Here is a 15128-nt window from a genome sequence, read left to right on the forward strand (position 1 = left end):
CAGATTCCGTTTTGATGCTTTGCAGATGTTTTGCTATCTTGCTGGGCATGCCCGCTCCGAGGACGCTTGAGCTTGCGCTACTGACCGCCGCCGTACTTGGCTTCCGGCATGGGTTCGACTACGACCACATCGCAGCGATCTCGGATATCACGAATGTAGAGACCAATCGCAGACGAGCGATGCGCATGGGATTGCTTTATGTTCTCGGACACGCGGCGATGGTCGCCGCACTTGGCGGCATCGTCATTTTCTATCAGGCTTCCCTGCCTTCGGCGATCGACCGTTGGGCTGAGCGCGCCGTGGGGCTGACGCTCGTGATTCTTGGCATCTACGTTTTGGGAACGATGTTCCTCAGCACAGGAAAAGCCGCGCCGAAGTCGCGAATCATGATTTTTATTTATGCGTTCCGATGGCTGAGCTGGAGGCTTCGCCGCATTTTCCGTGGCGATGCGGCGAGGAAGCGTGAGGCTGTTAACTGGAACTGCTCGAGAAAAACCGTATTTTTAATCGGCATGATTCACGGACTCGGCGCTGAAACACCCAGCCAGCTACTGATTTTCCTGCTTGCGGCAAACCTCGGTGGGATCCAACGAGGGTTACTTGGACTGGGGATGTTTCTGGCTGGATTGGTGCTGATGAATACTCTGATGACTATGACGGCAATCGGAATCTTCAATGCAAGCGCGACTCGTGACAAATTGATGAGGCTTGCAACGGTTCTTACAGCGACGTACAGCCTCGCCGTCGGCGCAATTTTTCTATTCGGCTCTGCGGCGATTTTGCCTCCGTTGGCCGGAGGATGAGCCCTTCCGCGCTTCTTTCGAGAGGAAGCCTTTGTCCAATTCGAAAAACGCGAAGAAACGCATAGACCTGCTGCTAGTGCAGCGCGGGCTTGCCGATTCGCGCCAACGCGCTCAGGCTATGATCATTGCTGGAGAGGTGCGAGTCGACGATCGGCCCGTGAAGAAGGCCAGTGAGACAGTCGCGGAGGACGCGAGAATCGAAATTTTCGGGCGCGGCTCCAAATACGCCAGCCGCGGAGGATTTAAACTAGAAGGGGCACTCGGAGATTCTGGCATGAGCGTTGAAGGTTTGACATGCGCCGACATCGGCTCGTCCAACGGAGGGTTTACCGACTGCCTTATGCAGCGAGGGGCGAAGCGCGTATACGCGGTGGATGTAAACACGAAGCAGCTCGATTGGAAACTTCGTCAGGACCCGCGGGTGACGGCCATCGAGAAAAACGCACGCTTTTTGAAGCCGGATGACTTGGGCGAGGCCGTGGAATTCGTGGTCGTGGACGTATCGTTCATTTCCGTCGCCAAACTCATGGATGCGGTCGTATCGTTCGCAGGACCAGGCGCTGTTTTTTTGATTCTTGTTAAGCCTCAATTCGAGCTGGAGAAGAAGCTCGTAGGCAAGGGTGGAATTGTGCGTGACGCAGCCTTGCACAAACAAGCAATCGTCAGCGTCAGCGGCGCAGCCGAGCGCGCTGGCCTGAAAGTCCTCGGAGTATTCCCGAGCCGCGTTACTGGCGCGGAGGGCAACCAGGAATATTTCCTCCACGCGAAGCGTCCCGATTAGAATAGAATCCTCGAAATTCGAGAGTCGTTTTATCTCTCGATGCCGATTCTGCATGAATCGAGGGAGCGTCCGTCATTCGGAAGACAAAGCAAAATGCCGCGCGGCCTCGTGCTGTTGTGAGATTCGGAGGTGATGCGGATGACCTCGCGATGGCGTCGCAGGGCGGCGCCCGCCGCGGATCCGTCAAAACCGCCGGCATTTTTTGCAAGCCACGGAAGGATGAAATTTGCACTGTTTTGCCGCGAATGGTGGAATGGTTGCGGCAGCGCAATGTAAAAATCTATTTCGACGCTGTTTCCGCTTCCTGTTTCAAACCTGCGGCAAAAGAATCCACGCCCGAGGAGATGGCTCCGAATATCGACTTGCTGATCGTTCTCGGTGGTGACGGCACGCTTCTTGGCGCAGCGCGGCAATTCGCGGAGTGCGAGGCACCGATTCTGGCCATCAATCTCGGTGGCATGGGATTCATGACCAGCGTGACGCTCGACGAAGCGTTCCCTCTTCTCGAAGATGTTCTTGCCGGCCGCCATCGTCTGAGCCCTCGCATGATGCTGAGGGCGGAGCTGATTCGAAATGGCAAGGTAACTCAAGAACAGCAGGCCCTGAACGATGCGGTGGTAACGAAGACAGCGCTATCGCGCATTTTGGATTTCGATTTGTCAGTGAACAGCCAGTTCCTCGGCCGTTATCGCGCCGATGGCCTGATTGTTTCCACACCTACAGGCTCCACGGCATACTCTCTCGCGGCTGGCGGCCCCATCTTGTATCCAGTGTTGCAGGCATTCGTACTGACGCCGATCTGTCCTCACATGCTGACGAACCGGCCTCTCGTATTGCCGGACAGCGTACGCCTCGAACTGGACTTCAGCGCGCTCGAAGAACAAGCGTACCTCACGCTCGATGGACAAATTGGGTACGAACTCAAGCGTGGGGACCACGTCGCAATTTCGAAGTCGCCGCACCGTGTTCTGTTGGTCCGGCCACAGGAACAAACCTATTACAAGGTGCTGCGGAATAAACTCCGCTGGGGACAGCGATAACCGATCATGCTCCTCTTGTGAAGCGGCAGCAAGAGAATGGGAGGAAAGATGAAGAGCAAAATCCTGTCTTGCGTCGTCCTGGCTGTGTTTCTGATGGCAGCGCCCGGCTCTGCGCAAACAAGAAGGAGCGTTGTTCACCGGCCAGTGCGTGGCCGGACGAACAGTGCGTCGGTATATCCGATTCACGAAGGCTACGTGGATGCGCACGGCGTGATGATTTACTACGAAATGATTGGCCGCGGCACGCCTTTGATGATTCTGCACGGCGGGCCTGGCGCGTCACATGATTATTTTCTGCCTTATTTGCTTCCACTCGCGCGACATAACGAACTCGTGTTTATTGACGAACGCGGCTCCGGCCGTTCACAAAAGCTTGGCGATCCTGCTGGCTACACAGTGGACAATATGGTGGAAGACGTCGAAGATGTGCGCGAGGCGCTGGACCTGGGCAAAATTACCCTGCTGGGACATTCCGCCGGCGGCGTTCTCGCCCAAGCATACGCTTTGAAGTACCAGAAAAACCTAACGCACTTGATTCTCTGCAGCACTTTTCCCAGTACAAAACAGATGAATGAAGTCCTGGCCCACATCAAAGAAAACATGTCACCGGAACTGCGCGAAAAGATCGACAACATGGAAAAGGCCGGCCTTTATGGCCACGGGCTTACGTATCAGCAAAATCGCTATACGGACGAATATATGATCGCTGCGTGGGGCGAAGGCTATTTTCCATATCTATACCAGAATCATCCGGACCCCAATTACGATCCGGTAGCGAACGGCGTGATGTCCTGGGACCTCTATCGCGAAATGTGGGGTTCGGACGGCGAATTCGTCATCGACGGGAACCTGAAATCCGTGGAATACGTTGATGCGCTACCGACAATCAAAGTGCCGACCTTGATCATCGCCGGCGATCACGATGAGTGCGATCCATCACTTTCAAAGGAAATGCACGAAAAAATTCCAGGCTCGCGACTCCTGATTCTTCCAAAGAGCGGCCATATGACCTTTGTCGACCAGCCGGACTTGTTCAACGGCGCCGTGAATAGCTTTTTGCATCCCGGCGAGCGGTAGTCTTAGCAGCCTCTCGCGATTGGGGGTAATGCTCTCCACGAATCAAGTCAGCGCGCGATTCACGGCGACGAACGAGGCGGAAACGCCCTCCTTCGACGAGAATTTCCGCCGCGCGAGGACGGGAATTGTAATTCGACGATTCCGCTGCGCCGTAGGCGCCCGCAACCCAGATCACAAGAAGATCTCCGGAGTGAACTTCCGGCATGGACCAGTTGCGAAGGAAGAAATCGCCGGTCTCACATACCGGGCCCATGATGTCAACCGGCGAAAATTCGGCGTTGGCTCTCGGGCGATTCACAGTCGTGATCGGATGCGTCGCATTATAGAGCGCGGGCCGAATCAGGTCGTTCATTGCGGCATCAACTATGACAAAGGTTTTGCCGTGCGTCCGCTTCGTGTAAAGCACTCGTGTCAACAGGACTCCCGCTGAACCAATCAGCGCCCTCCCAGGTTCGAGCAGCACATGGCATCCAAGCTTTCGTATTGCTGGGGCAAAGCTGGAGGCATATTCGCGCAGTGAAAGAGGATTTTCGGTTGCATATCGAATCCCCAGGCCGCCGCCGATGTCCAAATAGCGCAACACAATTCCCTGCCGCGACAAGTCACGGAAATAATCTGCGAGGCGTCCAGCAAAGATCCGGAATGGCTCCATGCTCGTGATCTGCGAGCCAATGTGGCCACTGATTCCCTTCCAATCAATCCACAGAGATTGCCTGTGGCGCAAATAAAGTCTGCGAGCCTCCGGCCAATCGACACCGAATTTATGCCGATGATCCCCAGTAGCAATATGAGGATGGCCGCCCGCGCCAACATCTGGATTCACGCGAATCGCCGACGGAGCGGCAACGCGCAATCGCGATGCCTCGCTCGCGAGAACCTCTAGTTCTTCCTCTGATTCGACATTGAAGAGCAGAATCTCCGCCCGCAGTGCCTCGCGAATTTCTTCGCGCTTTTTGCCGACTCCAGAAAACACGATGCGCCGGCCTGGAACTCCGGCGCGCTGCAGGCGAAACAATTCGCCGCGGGAAACAATATCGAAACTGCTGCCCAGATGGGCAAGGGCACGAAGCACGGCTAAGTTCGAGTTCGCCTTCACTGCGTAGCACACCGTGGACGGTACTCTGCCCAATTCGCTCTGAATAGCCCGACGAAAATCGCGATACGCTGCGGAAAATGCGGCATTACTGTAAACATATGCCGGAGTGTCTGCGCGATCCGCAATCTTCGCGAGCGCGACTCCTTCACAATGGAGAGACCCGTGGCGATATTCGAAACACGGCGTATAGATCGCCGGGTCGAGAAACTCCGAGCGACTGTCCTTCGATTTCAAGGGGATTCTTATACCACTTTCAGGACGACAAGGGTGCGATCGTCGGAAGGATGAGTCCCTCCTGAGAAATGATCGACATCCGTCAGGATTCGATCCGCGATTTCCGCGGCAGTCAGCTTCGGATCGGAAGCCACAACCTCTGCCAGCCTCCGCCATCCATAGAACTGCCCCTGCAAATTTTGCGTGTCGGTCACGCCATCCGAATAGAGCACGAGCGTGTCGCCACTGGAAAGCACGAGGCTAAGCTCATCATAAGAAGCGTCATCGAACATGCCGACGGGGAAACCCGTAACGGGAACCTTCTCACAGCGGCCATTCTGGAAAATCAGAGGTTGTTCCTGGCCGGCATTGGCCATGCGCAAAATGCGATTCTGAGGATCCCAGCAGAGAAAGCACATCGTCATAAAGCGGCCTTCGATGCGGCGCTCGCAAATAATCTGATTGAGTTTCTTCAGTGCAAGCGCGGGTGCGAGTCGTTGCGCCGCGTGACTGCGCATGATTCCGATAGCCGCAGAGCCATAAAGAGCAGCCGCGCTGCCCTTTCCGCTGACATCGCCTAGGACAATATCGAGTTGGCCGGAGCTATGAGGAAGAAAATCGTAAAGGTCGCCGCACAACTCGCGCGAAGACACGACGCGCGCCGCGATATCCAGCCCATATTCCTGGCCCGGAACCGGAGGTAAGAGAGCTGATTGGAGACGGCGCGCTGCGTTCAAGTCTCTTTCCATACGCGCTTCATCGCGCGCGACCTGCTCATAGAGTCTGGCATTCTCGATTGAAACAGCGAGATGCGAAGCAAGGATCGAAAGTGCCTGCACGTGATCTGGAGTAAAATAATTTAGCTGCGGGCTTTCCAAATCGAGCACGCCGATGACGCGATTCTTGTACAGCAGCGGAATCGCAAGTTCCGAACGCGTCTCAGGGTTCAGTGAAATATACCGTGGATCGAACGAAACATCAGGAACGACGATTGGACGGCGCAGTGTCGCCGCGGCACCCACAATCCCTTCCTGCGGTGCGACAACGGAACGCTCCTGAATATGCTGGCCAAATTTCACGTTGAGGCGATGGCGGAAGACACGCTCCGTTTCGTCGTACAAAAGAATCGAAAAAATCTGATAGTCGATGACGCGCTTGACCATTTCCGCAGCGCGGCGAAGCACACCTTCTACGTCGAGCAGAGAATTCGTTTCGCGGGCAACCTCGTTGAGCAGGAGGAGAGTCTCCGTCTGGCGCCGCGTGCGCTCGAACAAACGTGCGTTCTCAATCGCGCTTGCAATTCGCGTGGCAAGCATCACCAGAATACTCTGCTGATCCGGCGTAAAGTAATCGACCTGGCGGCTTTCGATGTCCAGCACGCCGACAACGCGGCCTTGAAGCAGAAGCGGCACGGCAAGCTCGGAGCGGACAGCATCGAGCGCATTCAAGTACCGCGGGTCCTTGCGCACGTCGCTGACACGCACGGGACGCGCGAGCGATACGGCTGTGCCGATGATGCCCTGGCCAACGGGAATCTTCCAGTTTTCGACGACTTCCTGTCGATGTCCGATGGCGAAGCGGAAATTCAGCAGATGTGTATTCTCGTCGAGAAGCAAAACCGCGAAAATTTCATAATCGATGAGGCGCTTGATCTGGGCAGCGGCGTGCGCCAATACTTGATCCAGATCGAGCGACGCATTGATTTCCTGGCCGATTTCCGCCATCGTCGCGAGGACTTCGGCAGGAAGTTCTGTACCTTCGTTTAGTTTCGTTGGATCCATAACCTTTCATTGGATGCCACTTTTGCACACAAAGACTCGTGTGTTTGCTTGCGAGGGAAACATTATAACAGCCCGCTTCGAATTATCTGATACCGAAAAGGACGGAATGTGAATGAAATCGCCCCGACCGCTTCGCTAAAACTACGCAAGGACGTCAGAGAAATGGATCTCACTTTTCAGCGGCGCGAACCTGTTCTATGATTTTTACCCCGGAACTTGTTCCGATCCGCGTTGCTCCCGCGGCGAGCATCTTCTTCAGATCCTCAAGCGTGCGTATGCCGCCGGCGGCTTTGACACCCATCCTGGGACCAACGACAGCGCGCATCAGGGCGACGTCTTCCACCGTTGCACCGCTCGGGCCGAAACCAGTGGAGGTTTTCACAAAATCGGCGCCTGCATTTTTCGCGGCGCGGCAAGCAGATTTCTTTTCCTCATTCGAAAGCAATCCATTTTCCAGGATAACTTTGCAAATCGCGTCCCCGCGGTGACACGTCTCAACGACGCTTCGAATATCTGATTCCATCGCTTCCAAACTCCCGGATTTGAGTGCTCCGATGTTGATGACCATGTCGATTTCCCGGGCACCCAAGCTGATTGCATTCCCAGCTTCTAGCGCTTTCGCCGCTGTAAACGTCGCACCCAAAGGAAAGCCGGCGACCGTACATACTTTTACTTCGGAGCCACGAACCAACTTCGCAGCCAGCGCCACATACCATGGATTTATACAAACGGATGCAAACTCAAATTTGACAGCTTCTTCGCAGAGCGTGCGAATCTGTGCATCTGTCGCTTCCGGCTTCAAAAGCGTGTGGTCAATGAGTTTCGCTATCCCCCGAGTTTTGCTGGAGGCTCGCGCCACTAATCACCTTTATCCGGAAGCATAGTCAGGATGCAAACATCCTTCAGATTGCGATAGCGCTCGCCGTAATCGAGCCCATAGCCAACGACAAATTCATTAGGAATTGTGAAGCCGACATAGTCAGCCCTTATATTCTCGATGCGGCGAGATGGCTTGTCGAGCAACGTGGCAATCTTGAGCGTTTTCGGTTTTCTCTCCATCAGAATGCGGCAGAGATAGCTGAGCGTGAGACCCGTATCAAGTATATCTTCGACGAGAACCACGTTGAGCCCTTGAACGCTGCTGTCGAGATCCTTGTTCAAACGCACCTGGCCGGACGATTCCTTCCCTTTGCCATAGCTTGCCACGGCCATGAAGTCGATCGAAGTCTCGAGATCGATTTCGCGGATCAAGTCCGCTAGAAAAACGCACGCGCCCTTCAATATACCGATCAAGTGCAAGCGCTCTCCCGAAAAATCGCGCGATATCTCGCGCGCGACCTCGCGAACGCGCCTTCGGATCACCGACTGACGCACCAAAATTTTCAGATGGCCTTTGCTCCCAATCTTGACATGAGATTTTCGCATGGCCGTGGGGAGGCTTCGCAACTCCTGTCGAAAGGCGGCTAATCTACCGCAGGGCTGCGCAGATGACAAGCCGGACACAGAGCAACCGCCCTTCACCGAAAATCACGCCGGAGCGTCGATGCTGGCGCGGATCTGCTGCCAGCGGCGAGGCCGGCGCTTGGCGTCGAGAACTTTCTTTCGGAGGCGGATCGATTGTGGCGTGACTTCAACAAATTCATCATCGGCGATAAATTCAATGGCCATCTCAAGCGTCAGAGCTCGATGGGGCACCAGGCGAATGGCTTCATCGGCAGTCGAAGCGCGCATGTTGGTCTGCTTTTTTTCTTTCGTAACATTGACGTCCATGTCGGCCTCGCGTGAATTTTCGCCGATAATCATGCCTTCGTAAACTTCAGCCCCCGGACCGACGAACAGCTCGCCGCGTTCCTGTAGGTTCCACAGCGCGAAGGCCGTCGTCTTCCCAGGCCGGTCGGCAACGAGCGCTCCCGTATTGCGCGACGCAAGCTCGCCCGCATATTCCGTCCAGCCTTCGAAAAGCGAATGAAGCAAGCACGTGCCACGCGTGTCTGTAAGGAGCTGTCCGCGCAGACCGATCAATCCGCGCGAAGGAATTTTGAACTCCATGCGGACGCGCCCGGATCCGTGGTTTACCATCTTTCCCAGCTCCGCGCGCCGGCTGCCCAGTGTTTCCATCACGACGCCCACGAAATTCTCGGGGCAATCGACGACCAGGAGCTCGACGGGTTCGAGACGCCGTCCGTTCTCCGCGCGCACCACAATCTCCGGCTTGCCGACCATCAACTCATAGCCTTCGCGGCGCATCGTTTCAATGAGAATCGCCAGTTGCAGCTCGCCGCGGCCGAGCACGCGGAATGAGTCCGTGGAGCCGGAATCTTCGACGCGAATCGAAACGTTTGTCAGTAATTCCTTTTGCAAGCGGTCGCGAATATCGCGCGACGTGACGAACTGCCCTTCCCGGCCGGCGAGCGGTGACGTGTTGATCGTAAAAATCATCGCTAACGTTGGCTCGTCAATCATCAGCGGCTCGCACGGCGCGGAGGTTTCCAGGTTCGTGAGCGTTTCGCCGATTTGAATTCCCTCGACTCCCGCGATGGCCACAATATCGCCAGCTAGAACTTCGTCCGCCTCATCGCGCTCCAGCCCTCGGAACGTGAAAAGTTTCGTGATCACCGTGGGGACGACTTCTCCGGAAAGTTTTGCGATGCCCACTTCTGCTCCGCGTCGCAGCGTCCCATTGAAAACACGGCCGATGGCAATACGCCCAAGAAAATCGCTATAGTCCAGGTTCGTCACCTGAATCTGCAGAGGAGCGGAGGAATCTCCGCTCGGAGCAGGGATGGCGGAGACAATCGTTTCAAAGAGCGGTTGAAGGTTCATCGAACTGTCGTTCAGTTCGCGGTGCGCTACGCCAGTCTTTGCGTTCGTGTATAACACGGGAAAATCGAGTTGTTCTTCGGTGGCATCCAAGTCGATGAAGAGGTCGTAGATTTCGTCCAGCACTTCTTTTGCGCGTGCATCGGTGCGATCAATCTTATTCAGCACTACGATCGGCGGAAGTTTCGCCTGCAACGCCTTTTGCAGCACGTAACGCGTCTGTGGGAGCGGCCCTTCGCTCGCGTCGACGAGCAAGAGCACGCCATCGACCATGCGCAATGCGCGCTCGACTTCGCCCCCGAAATCGCTATGCCCCGGCGTGTCCACGATATTGATCTTCGTTTCGCCATAAAAAAGAGCGGTGTTTTTCGCCAAAATCGTAATACCGCGCTCGCGCTCGAGATCATTCGAGTCCATCACGCGCTCGGCCACGACTTGATTCGCGCGAAAAATTCCGCTCTGCCGCAACATGGCGTCCACGAGCGTCGTTTTGCCGTGGTCAACATGCGCGATGATGGCAATATTTCGAATCGGTTGATGGGACATTTCGATCCTATGCTACACCTTTCTCCTTACTTCATTGTCGCCCGCGTCACCAATTGCCCTTGATGACGCGCAAATACAGCGACATTTCTCTCTCATTGTTTCGTCGAATGCCTGAATCCCAGCTCGGCAACCCTGAAGTGCAGCAGAAAGGAAGCAAATCGAGCCACAGAGCGCTAGACTTGCACGAATTGCGATTCTTGCGCTCCAACCACTGTATCTAATTTAGCACGGATAGGCAGGAAATGGATAAATTTGCCGAGAACGCGATTTGCTCGCAGTCGGGACGAAATCATTCTACCCTCGACATTTCTATATCATCTGTAACGGCCCGGCTCGCGACGGAAAGGGAACACAGTTCTACACGGTTTCTGCCGTTTTTCTTGGCACACTGAGCCGCTGCGTTGGCACTGCGCAATACCGCGGCTGCCGTCGGCAATTCGTTTCGCCATGTGGAGAGAGCGCCAACGCTGAGAGTCAAGTTGACCGGGCCGGCGCTCGTGGGAACGGGTGCGGAACAGACGGTCTTGCGAATCTCTTCGGCCTTGTCACGCGTCGCGACCGTATCGCAGCCGGGCAGGAGAATCATGAACTCCTCGCTGGCAAGACGGCCTACGGTATCGAATCCCCGGACGGATGTCAGTATGCGTCGAACCGCGCCCTGCAAAGCCTCGTCTCCGGCGTAGATTCCCTTCGCATTATTGACCTGCCTGAAATTGTCAAACGCGATAAGCATGACTCCGAGTGGGTGAAACTCGCCCTGTGCGCGGTCCAGTTCGCGTTCCAGCCTGTCCAACAGAACGTCACGGCTCCAGGCCCCTGTGAGCAAATCGTGGGTGGACTTGAAGCGTACGATTTCGCGCGCCTGGATCAGGTCGTCTTGCATTTTCAAAATCCGTTCGCCGATTCCCAGCCGTGCGCGAAGCTCCGCGGGGTCACACGGCTTCGTCAAATAATCGTCGGCGCCCGATCGGAGTCCTTCAGCGATGTCTGTCTGCGCCGTCCGTCCAGTCAGAAGAATTGCATATACGTACCTTTCTTCACGCCGCGCGCGCAATTTCCTGCAGATGTCCAGCCCGCTCAAGTCCGGCATCATCCAATCAAGCAAAACAAGCCGCGGGCTTCCGCTCGACTGCAGAACATTCCATGCTTCCGCTCCATTTTCGGCGATTTGCACATCACAGCCCCACTTATCAAGCAGTTCAAGCAGCATCATTCTCGAGTTGCGATCATCCTCCGCAAGCAAGATTCTCATTGGCTTAACGCCTCACAAGCCGTAAGCAAGAGCGGTTTCAATAATTCGACCTCACGGCGCAGAACCGCGAATTCAACCGTCGCGCCGGACATATTCCCGCTATGCCCCATCTGCTCAAGACGCGCCGCCGACTCAACCGCAAGAGGAGCTGCAAAGTTACTCACCGCGCCCTTAAATGTGTGCGCCGCGACATAGACTTTTCTCGCGTCGCCTGAAGCTACAGCTTGTTCGAGTTCTGTAAGATGCGTCTCCGACTCCATCAGAAACGCACGGACCATCTCAGTCAGCAAGGCTGTATCGCCAAGCATGTGTTCAAGCAATTCCTTGCGATTTAAGCGGCGATCGTCGTGTTCCGGTGTCAATATTGGATTCGAATGCTGCGCAGTGTTTGAACTCACAATCGACCTCGCAATCTCTCGAGCTATGCCTGCGGAGAAACCCTATCGGTACCTCATACGAAGAAGGCACCACTAATCAACCACATCGGCAAACCATAAAAATGCTTTAGCTGAAAAATAGCGTTCTGCGATTATCAAACCGGTGGTTCATTGTGGCACACCGACAGAAAATCGAGGGATCGAGCGCGCACAAACACTGTGCTGGCAGAATCTATCTTAGTGGGCTGTCTTCGGAAGAGTGTGTGTGCGGCCAAGGCGCTGAAGCCAGGTCTGGAAGCGATCGAGGTACAAGTAAACGACCGGTGTTGTGAAAAGAGTGAGCATCTGACTGACGATGAGCCCGCCTACGATGGTGATGCCGAGGGGTTGTCGTAGCTCCGCACCGGCACCTCCGCCAATCGCCAGTGGCAGAGCTCCTAGCATGGCTGCCATCGTCGTCATCATGATCGGGCGAAAACGCAATAAGCATGCCTCATAAATTGCATCCACGGCCGGTTTGCCTTCGATGCGCTCCTGCTGAATGGCAAAGTCGATCATCAAAATCGCATTCTTCTTTACGATCCCAATCAGCAGAATGATCCCGATAATTGAAATCACATTGAGATCCGTCTTGAAAAGAAATATTGCGAGCAGTGCACCAACGCCTGCGGAGGGCAATGTCGAAAGAATAGTCACCGGGTGTATGTAGCTCTCATACAAGACGCCTAGAACAATATAGACAGCTCCGAGTGCGGCGAGAATCAGAATCGGCTCCGACGAAAGAGAGGCCTGAAACGCCTGAGCTGTTCCTTGAAAGTTGCCTTGAACGATCTCCGGCATGCCAATTCTCCGCTCGGCGGCTTCGATGTCATTGACCGCCTGCCCGAGCGACGCTCCCAAGCCCAAGCCGAATGACAGTGTAATCGACGGAAATTGTCCTTGATGGTTCACCGACAAGGAAGTGCTCGATGGCTCGTAGTGAGAAACAGCGCTCAGCGGCACCAGTTTGCCCGAATTCGAAGCCACATAAATTGCCTTCAGTGCATCCGAATTCTGTTGATATTGCGGAGAGACATCCAGCACCACATGATATTGGTTCAGTCCCTTATAAATATTTGAGACTTGGCGCTGGCCAAATGCATCGTTCAAAGTGCTGTCGATTGCGCTCATGGACACGCCCAGGCGCGATGCGCTATCCCGGTCGATCACAAGCGAGGCTTCGAGGCCGTGGACCTGCTGATCGCTGTTGACATCGCGCAACTCGGGAATTTTGGCCATTTCCTTCATCAATACTGGAGCCCAGTAGTTCAAATCCGAGACATTTTCGGATTGCAGCGTGTATTGATATTGCGCATTGCTCATGCGTCCGCCGACGTTAACGTCCTGCACCGACTGCAGGTACAAAGTCGCGCCAGGAATTACCGCCAATTTCCTGCGCAGACGGGCGATCACTTGATCCGCTGTCACTTTTCGAACGCCAATGGGCTTGAGTTGCGCAAACATTCGAGCTGTATTTTCACTTCCGCCGCCGGTGAATGCAGTTACAGTATCGATGGCCGGGTCCGCCTGCACGATCTTTTCAAAAGCGATCATCTTGGCGTCCATAGCGGCGAAAGAAGTAGCTTGATCGGCCTGAATGTTTCCGCTTAAGCGTCCGGTATCCTGGGATGGGAAAAACCCCTTCGGCACAATCACAAAGAGATAAATGCTGAGAGCCACAGTCATCAGAGTGACCGCAAGGACCGCAGGCTGATTGCGCAACACCCATTTCAGGCAGAAGTCGTACGAATGATAGAGGCCATTAAAGGCGCGCTCCGCGGCGCGATATGCGCGGCCATGCTCTCCTCGCTCCCGCCGTAGGAACCTTGCGCACATCATCGGTGTGGTGGTAAGTGAGACCATCAACGAAACAGCAATTGCGGTGCTGAGTGTCACAGCGAATTCTCTGAAGAGGCGCCCAACGATCCCGCCCATGAGCAAAATGGGGATGAAAACGGCGATAAGGGAGGTGCTCATGGAAAAGACAGTAAAGCCGATCTCTCGTGCGCCCCGCAGCGCTGCCTCGAATGGGCGCAAACCCATTTCCAGGTGCCGCGTAATGTTTTCGATGACGACGATCGCATCGTCCACCACAAAACCCGTCGAGACGCAGAGCGCCATCAGCGACAAGTTGTCGATGCTGTAGCCACACAGATACATGATGCCAAATGTGCCAACGAGTGAAAGCGGCACGGCAATGCTGGGAATCGTGGTTGCCCAGGCATTGCGCAAAAACACAAATACGACTAAGACGACGAGCAGAATCGAAATCACCAGCGTGATTTCCACGTCGTGAATCGAAGCGCGGATCGTCGGCGAGCGATCTTGCATTACGCCCAAGTGGATGGAAGGCGAAATGGATGCCTGCAGCACAGGTAACTCCGCTCGGACGCGGTCGACGGTATCGATAATATTCGCTCCGGGCTGACGGAAGACCGCGATCATGATTGCGGGCGCACCGTTCGAGATTCCGTCGTTCCGCGTATTGGACACAGAGTCGGTGATCGTGCCGATGTCCGACAATCGTACGGGACCCCCATTGACCCAGGCGACAATGAGCGGACGATACTCCTTCGCCAAAAAGAGCTGATCGGTTGTCGAAAACTGCCAGGTTTGCAACCCGTTTTGCACCGAACCCGTCGGGCTATGAGCATTCGCATTGGCGAGCGCCGTGCGAACCTGTTCCAGACTGATTCCATAACTGCTAATCTGCGTTGGATTCACGTCGACGCGCACGGCCGGCTGCGCCCCGCCCCAGACAAATGTCTGGCCGACTCCCGGAATTTGCGAGACCTTCTGAGCCAGGATGGAATCCGCTGCGTCATATTCGTCGCCGCGCGAAATATTGGTGGAAGTCAGGCCCAGCAGCATAATTGGCGCATCGGCCGGATTTACCTTGTGATACGTCGGATTTCCTGGCAGGCCAGCGGGGAGCTGGCCGCTCGCCGCATTGATGGCAGCCTGAACGTCGCGCGCCGCCGCGTCAATATTGCGGTTTAATTCGAATTGCAGCGTCACGTTCGTCGAGCCAAGCGAACTGGAAGAAGTCATTTGCGTCACGCCGGCAATCCGGCCAAACTGACGCTCCAACGGCGTGGCCACCGCAGACGCCATCGTTTCTGGGCTCGCACCCGGCAGTCCCGCATTCACGGAGATAGTTGGAAAATCCACCTGTGGCAGCGGCGCTTCCGGAAGGAAATTGAATGCCAGAGCACCGGCCAGCAAGATCGCTGCGGTCAACAGAGACGTGCCCACCGGCCGCCGGATGAACGGTTCCGAGAAATTGGCAGAGATATTCACGGC

General features: G+C 55.3%; 12 protein-coding genes. 4 read left to right on the top strand and 8 right to left on the bottom strand.

The genetic code is table 11. The annotated features are described in order from the left end of the window. Positions 1-47 precede the first annotated feature (47 nt). The 4 genes from VGR81_07385 (at position 48) to VGR81_07400 (ending at position 3701) form a co-directional block, all read left to right on the top strand. Complete coding sequence (locus VGR81_07385) at positions 48-803, top strand: hypothetical protein (protein ID HEV2288758.1); 756 nt, start codon at positions 48-50, stop codon at positions 801-803. Between the two features lie 31 nt (positions 804-834). Further along, positions 835-1584: a TlyA family RNA methyltransferase gene (locus tag VGR81_07390; GenBank protein ID HEV2288759.1), complete on the top strand. Its 750-nt coding sequence runs from the start codon at positions 835-837 to the stop codon at positions 1582-1584. A 149-nt stretch (positions 1585-1733) separates the two neighbouring features. Further along, positions 1734-2624, top strand: coding sequence for an NAD(+)/NADH kinase (locus tag VGR81_07395; GenBank protein HEV2288760.1), 891 nt, complete (start codon positions 1734-1736; stop codon positions 2622-2624). 48 nt (positions 2625-2672) lie between these two features. After that, the gene (locus VGR81_07400) at positions 2673-3701 is read left to right on the top strand and encodes a proline iminopeptidase-family hydrolase (GenBank protein ID HEV2288761.1); all 1029 of its coding nucleotides are present in this window, start codon (positions 2673-2675) and stop codon (positions 3699-3701) included. On the opposite strand, the gene lysA is transcribed toward VGR81_07400, so the two are convergent. The 8 genes from lysA to VGR81_07440 form a co-directional block, all read right to left on the bottom strand. Next, on the bottom strand, positions 3658-5031 hold the full coding sequence (gene lysA, locus VGR81_07405) for a diaminopimelate decarboxylase (protein HEV2288762.1): 1374 nt from the start codon (positions 5029-5031) through the stop codon (positions 3658-3660). The genes VGR81_07400 and lysA overlap by 44 nt on opposite strands. A gap of 8 nt (positions 5032-5039) precedes the next feature. Next, the gene (locus VGR81_07410) at positions 5040-6791 is read right to left on the bottom strand and encodes a SpoIIE family protein phosphatase (protein HEV2288763.1); all 1752 of its coding nucleotides are present in this window, start codon (positions 6789-6791) and stop codon (positions 5040-5042) included. Positions 6792-6960: 169 nt separating this feature from the next. Next, on the bottom strand, positions 6961-7650 hold the full coding sequence (gene deoC / locus VGR81_07415; GenBank protein ID HEV2288764.1) for a deoxyribose-phosphate aldolase: 690 nt from the start codon (positions 7648-7650) through the stop codon (positions 6961-6963). Beyond that, a complete protein-coding gene (gene hpt, locus VGR81_07420; GenBank protein ID HEV2288765.1) occupies positions 7650-8216 on the bottom strand; it encodes a hypoxanthine phosphoribosyltransferase in 567 nt (188 codons plus the stop codon). The genes deoC and hpt overlap by 1 nt, the downstream gene beginning before the upstream one ends. A 102-nt stretch (positions 8217-8318) precedes the next feature. Continuing rightward, a complete protein-coding gene (gene typA, locus VGR81_07425; GenBank protein ID HEV2288766.1) occupies positions 8319-10157 on the bottom strand; it encodes a translational GTPase TypA in 1839 nt (612 codons plus the stop codon). Positions 10158-10446: 289 nt separating this feature from the next. Continuing rightward, entirely contained in the window at positions 10447-11409 is a 963-nt protein-coding gene (locus VGR81_07430; GenBank protein HEV2288767.1) for a diguanylate cyclase, read from the bottom strand. Continuing rightward, positions 11406-11771: an Hpt domain-containing protein gene (locus VGR81_07435; GenBank protein HEV2288768.1), complete on the bottom strand. Its 366-nt coding sequence runs from the start codon at positions 11769-11771 to the stop codon at positions 11406-11408. The genes VGR81_07430 and VGR81_07435 overlap by 4 nt, the downstream gene beginning before the upstream one ends. A 252-nt stretch (positions 11772-12023) precedes the next feature. Beyond that, positions 12024-15125 carry a multidrug efflux RND transporter permease subunit gene (locus VGR81_07440; GenBank protein HEV2288769.1) on the bottom strand — a complete coding sequence of 1034 codons (3102 nt, stop codon included), beginning with the start codon at positions 15123-15125 and terminating at the stop codon, positions 12024-12026. Positions 15126-15128 lie beyond the last annotated feature (3 nt).

Source organism: Candidatus Acidiferrales bacterium (assembly GCA_035934015.1).
Taxonomy (GTDB): Bacteria; Acidobacteriota; Terriglobia; order Acidiferrales; family UBA7541; genus DAHUXN01.

Bases quoted from the DNA above. Each gene is read 5' to 3' on its own strand.
- VGR81_07385 (HEV2288758.1), top strand. From the start codon at position 48: ATGCCCGCTCCGAGGACGCTTGAGCTTGCGCTACTGACCGCCGCCGTA.
- VGR81_07395 (HEV2288760.1), top strand. From the start codon at position 1,734: ATGGCGTCGCAGGGCGGCGCCCGCCGCGGATCCGTCAAAACCGCCGGC.
- VGR81_07400 (HEV2288761.1), top strand. From the start codon at position 2,673: ATGAAGAGCAAAATCCTGTCTTGCGTCGTCCTGGCTGTGTTTCTGATG.
- VGR81_07410 (HEV2288763.1), bottom strand. From the start codon at position 6,791: ATGGATCCAACGAAACTAAACGAAGGTACAGAACTTCCTGCCGAAGTC.
- hpt (HEV2288765.1), bottom strand. From the start codon at position 8,216: ATGCGAAAATCTCATGTCAAGATTGGGAGCAAAGGCCATCTGAAAATT.
- typA (HEV2288766.1), bottom strand. From the start codon at position 10,157: ATGTCCCATCAACCGATTCGAAATATTGCCATCATCGCGCATGTTGAC.
- VGR81_07430 (HEV2288767.1), bottom strand. From the start codon at position 11,409: ATGAGAATCTTGCTTGCGGAGGATGATCGCAACTCGAGAATGATGCTG.